Genomic DNA, 14,105 nt, shown 5'->3' on the forward strand with positions numbered 1-14,105 from the left:
CGGCGGGCCCTTTCGTTGCACTGAAGCTTTATCAGCCTCTGGCGCCTATGCAGAAGGTCTTTCTGATCGTATCGGTGTCGTCGTCAGTCAACCCGGTCGTCAAAGCACGCCGCGTCGAGAGTGTCACCGTGTAGGAACAGCTCGGCCAACTCGAGATATCCTCGTGATGGGTACCGAAGGCCGTGTTAACACCGCCGCCCCTTGTATCCGTGCCGCTCGGAAGTGGCGGGATGACCACGGGTGCTGCCGTGGTGATACCTAAGCTCCAGGCAGCCATCATTTCGTGGTCCGTGGTGTACTCGATGTCCAGATCGCTGAACAGCGGTGAGCAGGCATCGCCACCGCCGCTATGGAACTGCAACAGGTCGAGCAGCGTTACCTCGTTCCAATTGTTGATGTGGATACGGCTGAGCTCGTTGCTGTAATCCGGCGGTGATATCGGTCCGCCGACGCGTGTTGCCTCGAAGACGATTGCCACATCGACACCGTTCTTGAGATTTGCAGCGGGAACCTGAGTACCAGCCGCAACGCCCGGTACCGGGTTACCGTCAGGGAAGGCCGTGTTGGTCCGGAAACCGATCAGGGCCCCGTTAAATCCATCTCCGAGAGCTGCCGGGTCGACTTCGATCCAGCCGTCCGCGTCAGGTACGACAACGTGAGTCGGCGGTGGTCCCCAAGGTGTGCCCGGCGGTACGGCCGGTGGCGGGGTCGGATCTACGGTCGCACCGGATCCCGAAATCATCACGGTCTGGAAGGTCTCTTCCAACCCGGTGCCGTTGACGTCCCAGAAAATTGTCCGGCTGCCGACGATCACCGAACACAACAAACTGCCGACCAGCGGTGTACGGGTGCCGTTGCGCTCGTAAAGGAAGCGGTAACGCATCTGGACACCAGGTGCCGTTGGTGATTCCGCAGGACAGAAACCACGCAGCTCGAGGCAATTGTGAAAACCGTAGTCCGGGCCACCGTGGCCGAGCACCGCCTTGTTAGTGAGGCCGTTGCCGGCATCGATGTCACCGTAGATATGGAAGTGCCCAACGTGGGTGAACCATGGCCGCGGCAGGGGTGGCGGGCAGACGCAGAGACAGAAACGCCGGCAGACCAGGGCACAGAGCCAGTAGCAAAGCTGATGGCAGAAGATCTCAAGGCCAAGCTGCTTTACGAGCTTAGCGTAACTCTCCTCGTCTTCCTTTTCGACGGCGGCAACCAAGCTGGCCAGCAGTTTCGGCCGGCTGCGCAGTTTTACGACCGCCTGTGCAAAAGCGTGGATCTCAGGGTTCACATCCTTGATCTCAACATGCGGGAAAGGCCGACAGAAGCGGAAACAGATGCGGACGCAACGCCAGGTGCAGATCCAAAGGCAGATCCAGTGACACACACCCTGAAGACCGGCACGCTCCAGAATGATGCGGACGCTGTCGCAGTCGCGGGCGAGAACGGCCTTTTCTACAGCCGCCACGGCTTCGCGGTTGGCGATCAGGCGCGCGATCGCCCGTCCGGCCTGTTGCAGGGCCGGTACGAGATGCATACAGCCGATGATGTAGATGGGCCGATCCGGATTGCAGAGGATCCGGCATACCAGGTCGCAGCGGACCGAGCAGATCCAGTGACAGATGTAATAGCAATAGCGTTCGTAACCCAGCTTTTCGATAAGCTTGCGGAAGGAAATTTCGTCGCGCTCGATCACGGCGCCGGCAAGGCGTTCCAGAACGTCTTTGTCGGATGTGATCTTTGTGATGATTTCACCGAATTCGCGCAGATCCAGCTGTGGCGGCTCTTTGGGCGGAGGCCCGCAGAGCTCGAGACAGATGAGCGCGCAGTGCTTGGAACAAAGCCACTTGCAGACCAGGCTGCAGCGGTCGAGGATTCCGAAGCGGTCCAGCAGCTTTCTGAAACCCTCGTGATCTTGCGCACGGAAGGATTGGACGAGGAGTTGAAAGGCGACCTCGTCTTCTGCGATCTTTTCGAGGGCGGCGGAGGTCTGGACGACGTCTTCCAAGACGGTATCTTCTGGCATGATTGCACTCCTTGAATCAGGGTTTCGGGGCAAAGCAGAGCCGTTGCGAAGTCGTGCGTAATCCGGATGAAGGATCACGATTTCTTCGTCGAAACCGATTGATGATCGAATAACGAACGTTGCACGCCGACTATGTGTAAAACGCAGCGACTGCCTGTCATTTCGAATGGGTTTGTTGCGATCACCTTGTCATATCCGAGAATTGAAATGACCTGTGGCTACGCTATGGATCAAGCTGCACTACGTCGAAAAATGAGTCGCAGGCAACCTGACTTGCTTTAAGAAAACGAGAGCATCTAATCCGCGTTCGCTTCAACGCCGGATGTTCCCATTGCTCCAAACCAGAGCGTCTGCCTGACTCTCAATTACGTTCGGGCTATCACCGAGAAGTTAATCATACGTATACTTATAAATAAAATGAAATTCAATACAATTCTGCAGAGCGGAAGGGAAGCAGTGCCTGCGAAATTAGGAAATACCAGTTAAAGTAATTGAATTTATTGAATTATTTCGAATGAATCGTAATTCGAAATCGATCTTTACGCTGGAACTTCAGAACCATCCCAGGCGAACACTTTACCGCTATCCTCTGGTCCAAGTTCACCAATGACGCTGAGTAAGTATGCGGCGGATTCGGCAGGCGTGAAGAGCTTTCCCGGAGGCACGCCGCGCTGAAAGGGTTTTGAAAGTCGCGTATCGACGGTTCCAGGGTGCAGGCCGACACAGAGAGCCGAGGCATTCTGGCGGGCCAGCTCGATAGCGAAGGTCTTTAGGAGCATATTGAGGGCTGATTTTGATGCGCGGTAGCTGTACCAGCCTCCCAGTCCATTATCCGAGATACTTCCCACCCGCGCCGAGAGTGCTGCGAAGACCGATTTTTGGTTCTTCGCGAGCAAAGGCAGGAAGTGTTTTGCCACGAGCGCGGGACCGATGCTGTTGATTTTGAAAGCGTGCTCCATTGCTGTGGGATCAAGGTTGTTCCACGTCTTCTCAGGTTGCATCTCTGTGCTTTGATGAAGCAGTCCGCTCGCAAGGAAAACCAAATGCAACGGCGCGGAACTCTTAAGGCTTTTGGCTGCGTTCGAGATACTTTCTTCGCGAAGAAGGTCAAGCTGACCCGCTGTGACTTTCGACGCGTTACCGTAGTTCCGAATCTGCCGGGAAAACGCGAAGATGCGCGCGACATTTGTCGCGTCTTCCAGGGCCGAGACGACCGCGCTGCCGATACCACCTGAAGCGCCGATAACTGCAACGTTCAAAGGGCCATCGAAAGATTGAATACTGATCATGTTCCGCCGTGACGTTGCGGACCCTTTGGATGAATTAAGGGCCCCGCCAGAGAAACTATGGCGGGGCCCATCAAAACCAAGGGGTAATCTGTGAAAAGGACCTAGAGAAGGCTTTGCTTCTAAGACGCTTTCCGGCTGGTTTTGATTCTTTTGTAGACCACGGGGACCAGTGACAGAACCGACAGTCCCAAGAGGGCCACGATGACCTCCGGTGTCAGGATGCCGGTTGGTGAAAAACTGTCGCCTCGATCGAAAACGCTGCCCAGACCGGCGCCGATCGAAGCAAAGACGAAGGAACCTGGAATAATCCCGATGAAGGTTGCGAGGGTAAAGGTCCGAAGACTAACGCCCAAAAAGGCCGGCACGAGGTTCACCACGACGAAGGGAAATAAGGGCACAAGGCGAAGAACCAGCAGATAACTGAGAGCGTTTTCCTGGAAACCGGCCTCCATTTTCATCAGCCAGGGTCCGGCCTTGGCTTTTAAAATATCGCCCAGCGCGGTTCGCGCCGCGAGAAAGATTCCGACCGCACCGATCGTTGCGCCGAGTACGACCCAAAGCGTGCCCAGAAAACTGCCGAAAAGGAAACCACCGGCGATGCTTAGAACCGCACCGCCCGGCAGAGACAGCGCCGTCGACACAGCGTAGATGCCGATGAAGATGGCGACGGCGGCGATCACGTTGTCTGCGGTAAAGGCCATCAAGATTTCGCGATTGTCACGAAGCGCCTCGAAGCTGAGGTAGTCGTCGAGACCCAGTGCAAAGGCCCCGAAGATGGCAGCGAGGATTACGGCAATCGGCGCTAAGCGGCGCGCCTTTTGCACAAAACCGCGGCGTGGATCGTTGACCGTCGTGCTACTCATTTTTTGTTCCTTGTTGTCTTTGTTTGGCTATGTGTCGTCGTCTGTGTTTCAGGCGATCACGGTAACCGTTGAATCAGGCCGACTACCGTCTTGGTGCGGTCGGAGAACAAAGCGGGCGTGTAGTAGGCGCCAGCTACGCGTTTGGAGACTTCGCCGAGAGTCGGGTAGGGTGCGATGATCCCGGCCATGTCGGAAGCCTTCAGGCCTTTTTGGACCGCAAGCACCCAAGGCAGGATCAATTCACCAGCGTGCCGTCCCACGATGGTGGCACCCAGGATTTTGCCTTTCTTGCCGATGACGGCCTTGATGAAACCTTCTGTCGCGCGTTCGGCCCGTGCCCGGTCGTTTTCGTCGAAACCGAATTTGACGGCCTTGAACTCAACGCCCTGTTCCATCGCAGCGGCTTCGCTCAGACCGACATGTGCCAGCTCCGGGTCGGTGTAGGTCACCCAGGGCACAGCCTTTTCGTCCACCTTGGACGGTAAGTTGAACATGGCATTTCGGATGACGATACCGGCGTGATATCCGGCCATATGAGTGAACTGGTAGCTGCCTGCGACGTCGCCGATTGCGAAAACGCGTTTATTGGATGTCCGTAACCGCTTGTCGACCTCAATGCCGCGTGGCGAATAATCGATATCCGCTTCTTCCAGCCCGAGGTTGGCGACATTGGGACGGCGCCCGACGGCGAGCAGAAGGTGCGATCCGTCGACACGCTGGCTCTTGCCTTCGTGGCTGACCAGAACGGAGACGCCATTGCCTTCGCTGATTACGCTTTCCACCTTCGCTTGTTCGCGAAGCTCTATTCCCTCCGCGATCAGGCGTTCGCGCACGACCTCAACGGCCTCAGGATCGTCGTTGCCCATGATGGAAAGACCTTCGACAACGGTGACCTTGGCGCCGAGCCGGCGATGAGCCTGGGCCATTTCGATACCGATCGGACCACCTCCAACGACGATCAGGTGTTCCGGACGATCCGTGAGATTGAAGACCGTCTCATTGGTGAGAAAGGGAACATCGTTAATGCCAGGGATTGGCGGTACGAAGGCCGACGACCCAGTGGAGACGACGAAGCGCCGTGCCTTGATGACGTAATCGCCTGCTTCGATCTCGTTCTTACTGATGAAGCGGCCGGCCGCCTGAATAACCTTGACGCCCAAGCCCTCAAAGCGCTCGACCGAATCATGGGGGGCGATGCCGCCGATGACATCGTGAACGTGGGCCGTGACCTTTGCGAAATCGATCTCCGGCTCATGCCCGTTGACGCCGAACTTTCCGGATGTTCGTACCGTCTCGGCAGCTTCTCCGGCGGCGATCATTGCCTTGGACGGAACGCAGCCGTAGTTCAGGCAATCACCACCCATCTTGCCTTTTTCGATCAACACGACCTTCGCGCCCATCTGTGTGGCGCCTGCCGCGACGCTCAGCCCGCCGGAGCCTGCACCGATGATTGCGATATCGGCTTTGATTACCTGTTTCTTGGACATTTCAACGTCTCCTAATCGATGCGTTGTTCTCGCGTCAGCGTTGGTCGCGCGCGCTTAACCTTCGACGACCAGTTTGTAATCGGGGGTCGGATTCAGAGGGCAGGAGAAGACGTACTCGCCGGCCTTCAGCGTGATTTCGTAATCCTTGGTCGTACCAGTTGTCAGCCCGCCACCCGAAACGCTTGGCAGTGTGGCGCGATTGAGAAGGCCGTCACCGCGCACCCAGAAGCCGAGCGCATAGGGGACGTTCTCGTTCTTGACGCGGAAGATATATTTTCCGGGCTTGAGTTTCAGGATCTCGGAGTTTGCCAGACGCGCATCTCCGGTCCTGTCGTTGATTTCGTTGCAATCCGCTTTGCTGTTGGAGCTGTAGCCGTGATCCTTGCCTTCGACCTCTACGAATTGGCAAGCGGTCTGCGTCAACTCGATAATCTGCGCATCGCCGGCGGCCTGGGAGGGCGCTATGGCGGCGGTGGCCATCATGCCGGCGGCGAGAAGGGAACCTGCGAAAAAGCTCTTGGACATGCTTCAAGTCTCCAAAATTCTGCGCGATGAGCGCCGTTCGTTTTTCACACTGTCTTTCAGTGACAGGATTGAGATAAGGGGCTGTGGCCGCTGTTTGAAATATCGATCAGCTATATGATTCATAGCTGGCGGCTATAAAACGTCTTGAAATTGCACAAATTTTCACGATCCTGTGAGGACTCGGCCTATTTTCGTGAGGCATTGGCTATGGAAATGCATCAGGTGCGCTATTTTCTCGCGATTTGCGAGGCACAGAACTTCACGCGCGCCGCGGAAGCCTGCAGCGTTGCCCAGCCGTCACTGACCAAAGCAATTAAGAAACTGGAGGACGAACTGGGCGGTGAGCTCTTTCGCCGCGAACGCAATCAGACTCAGCTGACGGATCTGGGGCAGCTGATGAAACCGCATTTGGAGACCATCTATACGGCAACGGAGGCCGCTAAGGCCGATGCCGGGGATTATAAGTTGAGCGAGAGGACCACGGTCAATCTCGGCGTGATGTCCACCATCGGCCCCTCGCAAATGGTCGGTTTTATAAGCCAGCTGCGCGCCGAAGTACCTTCATTAGATCTCAATATCCGGGAAGCGGCGGGCCGTCAGCTCGTCGAATCGCTCTTGGAGGGTGACCTGGACATCGGCCTGATCGGCCTGCCGGATCTTCCTGACCGGCTGCGTGTCATGCCGCTCTATTCCGAACGCTACACCATCGCCTTCGGCAAAGGTCACCGCTTTGAGCAGATGGACAGTATCCCGCTCAGGGAGCTGGATCAGGAAGACTATCTGGTGCGCGTCCATTGCGAGTTTTCGGACCACTTCAACGCCCTTGACGAAAAGCGAGAGCACGAGGTCAACGTGCGCTATTCCTCCGAGCGTGAAGATTGGATTCAGGCAATGGTGTTGGCCCGGCTCGGCTGCTGCGTCATGCCCGAATTCCTGCCGACCATGCCGGGTATTGCCATGCGTCCGGTCAGTGAGCCGTCGGTTTCGCGGACCATATCGCTGGTCACTGTCGCCGGACGGCGGCATTCGCCGGCGTTAGATATCATGACGCGCCTGGCCCTGCGCCACGTCTGGCCCGGCGGGTAAGGAGCGATCGCTCCGGACGACGTGAGCGTGATGCCAAAGCCAGATACTACATCGTCCCGCGACACAGCTGGTTCCACTGCGCCCTCAGGATTGAGGTAAGGAGAGGGTGGCCCGCAGCCCCGGTGCGTTATCGTCCAACTCCAATGTCCCACCGTGGAGCTTGGCAACCGCTGCAACCAAACTCAGGCCGAGACCGTTCCCGGGCGTACTGCGGCTGGCCTCAAGGCGGTGAAAGCGCTCCAGCACCCGTTTGCGGTCGGATTGATCGGGAATGCCTGGACCCTGATCGGCAACGACGATCTTGCTAATATCCGGTTTTTGATTGTCCTCCAATCCGCCCAGCAGGGAAATGGTTACGACGCTGTTTTTCGGCGAGAACTTCAAGGCATTGTCGACCAGGTTCGCGACTGCCTGGAACAACAGATTTCGGTCGCCGTCGAGCCTGGCGCTCTGTGCGAGATCCAGTTTGAGTTTGATATCCTGTTCCTCGGCCAGCGGTTCGTAAAGTTCGCTGACATCCTGCAACAGGGCGTCGAGATCGACACTTTCAAACTGCGCCTCGGTCGCTCCTGCCTCGGCCTGTGCGATACTCAGTAGGGCATTGAAAGTCTTTAAGATGTTGTCCGCTTCCTCGATCGCTTTGCGCACGGCTTCACGGTAACCTTCCGGATCAGGCTGGCCGATCAAGGCGGATTCAAGGCCTGTCCGCAGCCGGGAAATGGGTGTGCGAAGATCGTGGGCAATGTTGTCGGAGATCTCACTCATACCTGCCAACAGGCGCTCAATCTGATCCAGCATAGCGTTCAGATTGCCCGCAACTTCGTCGATTTCGTCGCCCCGCTTACCGATTGGAATACGCCGGCTCATGTCGCCGGCCATGATTTCGCGGCTGGTCTCGTTGATGGTATCGATCTGCCGCAGGAGCGAGCGGCTCATCAGAATTCCGCCGACAAGCGATACTCCGATTGTGACAACGACGCTCCAGATCAGTGTGCCACGAATTGAGGACGCGATACGGCTTCGCTCCTGAATATCGTGACCGACCAACAAGTGAATTCCCTTGCCCAGGTCGAAGACTCTGGCCCGACCGAAATTTGCGCTGCCGCCATCATCGTCGGGATATTCGAGCCGAAAGGTTACCCAGCCTTCCTGATCCGGCAGTTCGTCGGGCCAGCGGGAAAGATTGCCGGCTAGTGGCTCGAAAGCCTTGTCGGCAAGGATGTAGAGTCCGCGTGTTTCGCCGGCTTTGCCGGCACGGCGTTCGATTGCCTGGATCAAACCGACTAGGCCACGCTGATTGTACTGCTCTGCCAGACCAGTGATTTCAGCGTCAATAGTGCTGTCGATCTGGCGTGTGACAGATTCGGTCGCCGACCAATAGATGAAACCCAGGAGGCCAAGCACCGACGCAGTAAAGAGGCAGAGGTAGATCAGGGCGAGGCGGAAGATCCGCGAGTGAAACAGCCTACGGTTATGAGAGCTTGCCGTCGGGCGGGTATTGGCCACGGCCGTCAATCCGGCCCGCGCAGTGAGTAGCCGGCGCCGCGCACGGTATGCAGCAAAGCCGGTTCGAAATTTTTGTCGATCTTTTGCCGCAGGCGGCTTATGTGCACATCGATGACATTGGTTTGCGGGTCGAAAAGATAATCCCACACGTTCTCGAGCAACATAGTCCTGGTCACAACCTGTCCGGCGTGACGCATCAGATATTCGAGCAGCCTGAATTCACGGGGTTGGAGCTCGATCGTTTGCCCGCAGCGGGTGATCTGGCGGGCCAGTAGGTTCATCTCTAGATCGGCGACACGCAGGTTCGTCTCGACAGCCCGGCTGGCCGGACGCCGGAGAAGAGCTTCGACCCGCGCGAGTAGTTCCGAGAAAGCAAAGGGTTTTACGAGATAATCGTCACCGCCGCTGCGCAGTCCCTTCACCCGGTCGCTCACGCCGCCCAGGGCACTAAGAAAGATGATTGGCGTGTCCTTGTTCGCCCGGCGCAGTGTTTCGACGATTGAGAGGCCATCCAATTCCGGCAACATGCGGTCGATGATGGCCAGGTCATAGTCTTCGCTGACCGCGCGGACCAGCCCTTCTTTGCCGTTGCTTGCGATATCGACGAGATAACCGCACTCCGTCAATCCCTTGGAGACGTAAGCGGAGGTCTGGCCATCATCTTCAATTATCAAAATGCGCATGGTTCTTCACGTTTTCTGGTCTTCGATAGAAAGCCTGGTGCCACGGTCGCTCTTTATAGCTTTGTACATTAACCCTGGATAACAAGTCTTGCATGTTGGAGGCGGGCTTCACACCGGCTGCCCAAGCGAGGCAAAAAAAGGAGGCGGGTCCGATTCGGAGGGGATGTCGTATCGGACCCGCCGACCTCACCCCGGCGGGGGCGGGGTATTCACGTTTGCCGGGGTGGGGTATCTTCGAGAATGGCGTGTTTTAGGCAGCGCTGAGCTTCAAGGCCACGAAACTTTCCTGATCGTTTCGCTGCACACCGAGAGTAACGACCGTGACCTTTTCGTCTTGAAGACTCTGAATTTCGGAAGCCAGTTCTTCCACAGATGCAACAGGATCCAATCCGACACTGAGGATCACGTCTCCAGGCTGGACACCTTTCTCCTCGGCTTCGCTTCCTGCTTCGACTTCGATGACCAGAACACCTGCGGCTTCTTCATCCACATGAAAACGGGTCCGCAGATCAGGCGTCAGGTCGCTCAGCGTAATGCCGGTGTCCTCGAACTTATGCTGCCTGTTTTCAGGTTTCGTCTTTTCAGCTGAAGCGAGTGCCTCACGCTCGGCCGGTGCTGCCGTCGTGACGGACAGAATTTCGATTTCCTTCTCGCGCCAAACCTTGATTTCAAGAGTCTTTCCAACCGGCGTGAAGGCGACGGCGCGGGGCAGGTCGTTCACCGAGCCGATTGTCGTATCGCCCCATTGCAGGATGATGTCGCCACGCTGCAAGTCGGCTGACGCTGCCGGGCTGCCATCTTCCACTGCCGCGACCAGTGCGCCGCTGCTGTTTTCGAGCCCGAAACCTTTCGCGATATCTTCGGTTACACCCTGGATGCGAACCCCAAGCCAGCTTCGATCGACCTTACCGTCGTCGCGCAGATCATCGATGACCGCTGCCGCAAGTTTGGCGGGAATGGCAAAACCAATCCCCACATTACCGCCGTTGGGCGAAAAGATTGCCGTATTCACCCCGATAACCTTGGAGTTGGAATTAAAGGCCGGCCCCCCTGAATTGCCGGGATTGATCGGTGCGTCGAGCTGGAGAAAGTCGATCAATGTCCCGCCCGGCAGGTCACGACCACGCGCAGAGATGATCCCGGCTGTCACCGAACCTCCGAGGCCAAAGGGATTGCCGACAGTCAAGACCCAATCACCGACTCTTGCCGTATCCGAATTTCCAAATTCTACGAAGGGCAGGGCGGTGTCGGTCTCGATTTTCAGCAATGCCAAATCCGTCGTTGGGTCCTCGCCGATCAGTTCGGCGTCATAACTCTGCCCATCGCGCAGTGTTATTTTGATCTTGTCGGCTTCGTTCACGACATGGCTGTTCGTGACCACGTAACCTTCGGCGTCGATGATGAATCCGGATCCGGCACCTGATACCTTCCGGCTTGGTGCTTGGGGATGATTTGGGCCTGACCGGTTCCCGAATTGGCGCGGTTCCGTAAACTTTTCGAAGAAGTCGTTGAAGGGATGGCCTTCCGGAAAGGGAGACTGGAAGTTACGCCCCTCCGGTGAAGACCCCTTCGTGCCGGTGTCGCGTTCAGTTATGGTTGCAATGTTGACGACGGCCGGTGAAACCTCTTCGACGAGATCGGCGAAGCTTTCCGGCGCGGGGCGCGCATATGCAATGCTTGCGGATGTCATTAGAACAGCCGTCACGGCGCCAGCAGTGATAGCTTTCCGAGCATGACTGTACCGGGTGGGAGGAATTGAGTAGTGGTTATTCAGCCTCGTTTTCGCACTATAGATCATCTGGTTTCCCTTCTTGCTGCAGGCTCTTTCTCAATTTGACAGAGGGCGATTCACGTTCTTGACTGTTTCCGTCAAGGCCGATCGCGCACTGTCAGGGGATGAAGCGCCTCGAATTGTCTTATGTTCAGCAAGTAGGCAGGCGGCGTTACCATCGCCTGTCGTGTAGATTAAATTTTCGTAAGGTTGAAAGAAACGCGCGGTAAACCAACAGGGCAAAGGCTCGGATCGCCAGAATTCCGCTTAAAAAGAAAAAGCCCCCGACCGATCGGCCGGGGGCTTTTTAATAACTAGATCGACGTTGGTTTGTTCAGTGCAGCTTTTCCGAAAGCTCACCGATTGCACGATCCATAATCGCCCCGGACTGTGCAGCATCGAGATTGGACCGCAACAACTGCTCGGTTGCCGCAACGGCAACGTCGACTGCCTTGTCGCGAACTTCAGCCATGGCTGAAGCCTCAGCTTGCGCGATCTTTTCCATGGCAAGCTGCTCGCGGCGGACCAGAGACGCTTCAAGGTCGGCCTGAGCCTGTACCCGGAGACGCAGGGATTCCGTTTTGGCGTGCTCGATGATCTCTTCAGCTTCGGCTAGGGCATCGCGCTGTTTGCGCTTGTACTCGGCCAGGGTTTTTTGAGCTTCCTCGCGCAGTGTCTGGGCGTCTTCGATGTCCTTGCGGATCTTGTTTCCGCGGGCATCCAGGCCGTCCATTGCCGATTTCCAGCCCATCTTGTAGGCCAGTGCTAGGAAGATAACGGTCGCAACCGCTACCCAAAAGACTTCGCTTTCGAACATCAGCTGGGATCTCCCATGGCGTCGTCGACAGCTTTGCGCACGGTCGCATCATCCAGCTTGGCGCCGATTAAGCGGTCCGTTGCAGCTGCCGTCACCTCGGTGGCGACTACAGTCAAATTCTGCAAGGCCTCATTACGCGCCGTGGCGATACGCCCCTCAGCTTCGGAGATTTTGCCGGCAAGTTCGACACCGAAAGCCTCTTCCCGCTTAGCAGCTTCGGCCGCCATTTCAGCGGCGGCTTCCTTCAAAGCAGCGGTAGCAGAAGACCGCGCATCGGCGATTGCCTTCTCGTACTCGGCCAGAACCTGCTCCGCTTCGGTTTTGAGCTTTTCGGCTTTGGCCAAGTCGTCGTCGATCTTGTCCTGCCGTTCCTCCAACACCTCAGCGATACGCGGTAAGGCGATTTTGGACATAAGCAGGTAAAGAACGACGAACATCACAATCAGCCAGAAAGCCTGGCTTGAAAATGAAGACGGATCAAATTGGGGCATGGATCAACGCGCCCTGACTACCTGGTGATGGATAAAACGAATGCGCCTCAAGTTACGGGCGCCAGGGGCGTTGGAAGCTTCCCGGAGGAAGCGTCCGACGAGCCCCAATTCGCCTTAACCGAACAGCACCATAAGTGCGACAAGAAGCGAGAACAGAGCGATAGCTTCTGTCACGGCAAAGCCGATCCAGATGCTGGCGCCGATTTCGTCCTTGGCGGCTGGGTTACGGGCAATGGCCGAGAAGTAGTTGGCCCAGACGTTACCGACACCGACACCGGCACCGATCATACCCATGGTGGCCAGACCGGCACCGATTAGTTTTGCAGCTTCCGCTTCCATGTTCCAGCTCCCTTAAACGCTGAATGAGGTTGGATTAAATTGGTTTGAATTAACCGTGACGACTTGTGAGATCTACCAGCCGCGCCTAGTGCATATGAATGGCGTCGTGCAGGTAGATACAGGTGAGGATAGTGAAGATATAGGCTTGCAGCGCAGCCACCAGGAACTCCAGAGCAGTGATGCCGACCAGGAAAGCCAGCGGCACGATGCCGAAGAAACCGAGCGCGATAACGAAACCGGCGATAACCTTTAAGAGCACATGGCCGACAACCATGTTCGCGAACAACCGGACAGACAGGCTGACCGGGCGCGAAAGATAGGAAACCAGCTCGATCGGCACCAAAATAACAGCCGTCCAGGCCGGTGCGCCATGCGGAAAGAACATCCGGAAGTAGCCGAGTCCGTGGCGCGCAAAGCCGATGACGGTAACTCCAACGAAAATCACCGCCGCCATGATGAAGGTCACAATGATATGGCTGGTGAAGGTGAAGGATCCTGGAATCAGACCGATAAAGTTGCCGAACAGGACGAACATGAAAATTGTGAACACGAAGGGGAAGTACTTCCGTCCTTCGGATCCAACGTTGTCGCGCAGCATATTGGCGACAATTTCGTAGCAGATTTCGGCGCAGCTCTGCCAGCGACCTGGGATCAGCGCGCGGCCGCGCATGGAGAAGACCAGGAACAAAGTGATGGTCAATACTGTGACCAGCATTGCTGCGGAAGAGTTTGTGAAAGAAACGTCAATGCCACCGAAGCTGGTCGGTTCTCCGCTCAGCGACGTGACTTTAAACTGATCGACCGGGCTGTGCTTTTCGCCTGCCGCCACGACTGCTCCCCTCTACCCCTCATGCCCCTTGCCGAGGTCCTTGGACTGTTTGGCAAGACGCGTTTTCCTATCAAGTTCCCGCGCGACACGAATCAAATTCGTAAAACCCGCGCCACAACCCAGGATGAAGAAGGTGATCAACATCCAAGGTTTCGTACCCAGCCAGCTATCGAGAGCGATCCCGATTCCGACACCAACTGCCAGGGCTGCAATCAACTCGACCGCGATCCTGAAACCAACGCCTATGTTGCTCGTCGCGCCCTTGCCGGTACTATCGTTTCCCCGGCTCCGGTCGTGACGTGAACGCGCGGCCTTGAGTCGCTCATCCAGTTGCTTCAATGACGATCGATCGTCGGGCTCTGTCATTCGCAGGCGCCTTGTAAACCGCCATCGCCAGCCTGT

14 protein-coding genes are annotated in these 14,105 nt (G+C 56.7%); 1 reads left to right on the forward strand and 13 read right to left on the reverse strand.

The window, feature by feature from the left end; translation table 11 throughout:
* Nucleotides 1–31 precede the first annotated feature (31 nt).
* The 5 genes from QMZ18_RS17245 to QMZ18_RS17265 form a co-directional block, all read right to left on the reverse strand.
* Nucleotides 32–2,017, reverse strand: a complete 1,986-nt coding sequence (locus QMZ18_RS17245) for a hypothetical protein (protein ID WP_282607569.1) — start codon at nt 2,015–2,017, stop codon at nt 32–34.
* A gap of 539 nt (nt 2,018–2,556) precedes the next feature.
* Nucleotides 2,557–3,306: an SDR family NAD(P)-dependent oxidoreductase gene (locus tag QMZ18_RS17250; protein ID WP_282607570.1), complete on the reverse strand. Its 750-nt coding sequence runs from the start codon at nt 3,304–3,306 to the stop codon at nt 2,557–2,559.
* Nucleotides 3,307–3,425: 119 nt separating this feature from the next.
* Entirely contained in the window at nt 3,426–4,169 is a 744-nt protein-coding gene (locus tag QMZ18_RS17255; protein ID WP_282607571.1) for a TVP38/TMEM64 family protein, read from the reverse strand.
* A 56-nt stretch (nt 4,170–4,225) separates the two neighbouring features.
* On the reverse strand, nt 4,226–5,656 hold the full coding sequence (locus QMZ18_RS17260) for an NAD(P)/FAD-dependent oxidoreductase (protein ID WP_282607572.1): 1,431 nt from the start codon (nt 5,654–5,656) through the stop codon (nt 4,226–4,228).
* A gap of 54 nt (nt 5,657–5,710) precedes the next feature.
* Nucleotides 5,711–6,181 (reverse strand): hypothetical protein, encoded by a 471-nt coding sequence (locus QMZ18_RS17265; protein ID WP_282607573.1) that lies wholly within the window; start codon nt 6,179–6,181, stop codon nt 5,711–5,713.
* Between the two features lie 207 nt (nt 6,182–6,388).
* Between QMZ18_RS17265 and QMZ18_RS17270 the strand changes: the two genes are divergently transcribed.
* Nucleotides 6,389–7,267, forward strand: a complete 879-nt coding sequence (locus QMZ18_RS17270) for a LysR family transcriptional regulator (protein WP_282607574.1) — start codon at nt 6,389–6,391, stop codon at nt 7,265–7,267.
* An 84-nt stretch (nt 7,268–7,351) separates the two neighbouring features.
* Here the strand turns inward: QMZ18_RS17270 and QMZ18_RS17275 are convergent, their stop codons facing one another.
* The 8 genes from QMZ18_RS17275 to QMZ18_RS17310 form a co-directional block, all read right to left on the reverse strand.
* On the reverse strand, nt 7,352–8,773 hold the full coding sequence (locus QMZ18_RS17275) for a sensor histidine kinase KdpD (RefSeq protein ID WP_282607575.1): 1,422 nt from the start codon (nt 8,771–8,773) through the stop codon (nt 7,352–7,354).
* Between the two features lie 5 nt (nt 8,774–8,778).
* Nucleotides 8,779–9,456, reverse strand: a complete 678-nt coding sequence (locus tag QMZ18_RS17280) for a winged helix-turn-helix domain-containing protein (protein WP_282607576.1) — start codon at nt 9,454–9,456, stop codon at nt 8,779–8,781.
* Between the two features lie 250 nt (nt 9,457–9,706).
* Nucleotides 9,707–11,146 carry a Do family serine endopeptidase gene (locus QMZ18_RS17285; RefSeq protein WP_282607577.1) on the reverse strand — a complete coding sequence of 480 codons (1,440 nt, stop codon included), beginning with the start codon at nt 11,144–11,146 and terminating at the stop codon, nt 9,707–9,709.
* Nucleotides 11,147–11,561: 415 nt separating this feature from the next.
* Nucleotides 11,562–12,044, reverse strand: a complete 483-nt coding sequence (locus QMZ18_RS17290) for an ATP F0F1 synthase subunit B (RefSeq protein WP_282607578.1) — start codon at nt 12,042–12,044, stop codon at nt 11,562–11,564.
* Nucleotides 12,044–12,535, reverse strand: coding sequence for a F0F1 ATP synthase subunit B' (locus QMZ18_RS17295; protein WP_282607579.1), 492 nt, complete (start codon nt 12,533–12,535; stop codon nt 12,044–12,046). The genes QMZ18_RS17290 and QMZ18_RS17295 overlap by 1 nt, the downstream gene beginning before the upstream one ends.
* Nucleotides 12,536–12,649: 114 nt before the next feature.
* Entirely contained in the window at nt 12,650–12,874 is a 225-nt protein-coding gene (locus tag QMZ18_RS17300; RefSeq protein WP_282607580.1) for a F0F1 ATP synthase subunit C, read from the reverse strand.
* An 85-nt stretch (nt 12,875–12,959) separates the two neighbouring features.
* The gene (locus QMZ18_RS17305; protein WP_282607581.1) at nt 12,960–13,703 is read right to left on the reverse strand and encodes a F0F1 ATP synthase subunit A; all 744 of its coding nucleotides are present in this window, start codon (nt 13,701–13,703) and stop codon (nt 12,960–12,962) included.
* 12 nt (nt 13,704–13,715) lie between these two features.
* Nucleotides 13,716–14,069 carry an AtpZ/AtpI family protein gene (locus QMZ18_RS17310; protein ID WP_282607582.1) on the reverse strand — a complete coding sequence of 118 codons (354 nt, stop codon included), beginning with the start codon at nt 14,067–14,069 and terminating at the stop codon, nt 13,716–13,718.
* Nucleotides 14,070–14,105 lie beyond the last annotated feature (36 nt).

The sequence above is a fragment of the Pelagibius sp. Alg239-R121 genome, from assembly GCF_947331435.1.
Taxonomy (GTDB): domain Bacteria; phylum Pseudomonadota; class Alphaproteobacteria; order Kiloniellales; family Kiloniellaceae; genus Denitrobaculum.